The 295-nt window shown below is 71.2% G+C and carries 1 protein-coding gene; it reads right to left on the reverse strand.

The annotated features are described in order from the left end of the window. Positions 1 to 295: glutamate--tRNA ligase family protein (locus HX774_RS18715; RefSeq protein ID WP_255500554.1), on the reverse strand; the 295-nt coding region annotated here is incomplete at both ends.

Genomic DNA, 295 nt, shown 5'->3' on the forward strand with positions numbered 1-295 from the left:
GGCGGTAGACGGGCGCGGGCCAGCCCATCAGGGTCTGGATCAGGCGCTGGATATGGGCGGCCTCGAACAGGTCCTGTCCGCGCACGACATGGGTGATCTCTTGCAGGGCGTCGTCGTGGGTGACGGCGAGGTGGTAGGCCGTGCCGGCGTCCTTGCGCGCCAGCACCACGTCGCCCGCCGTCTCGGGCCGGGCGCGGACGAGTCCGGTTTCGCCATCGGGACCGACGCCCTCCTCGATGAAGGACAGGCTGTTCCATGCCGCGTCGCCCAGGGCTTCACGCGCGCGGTCCAGCGA

Origin of the sequence: Brevundimonas sp. P7753 (assembly GCF_013386595.1) — a bacterium.
Classification (GTDB): Bacteria; Pseudomonadota; Alphaproteobacteria; order Caulobacterales; family Caulobacteraceae; genus Brevundimonas; species Brevundimonas bullata.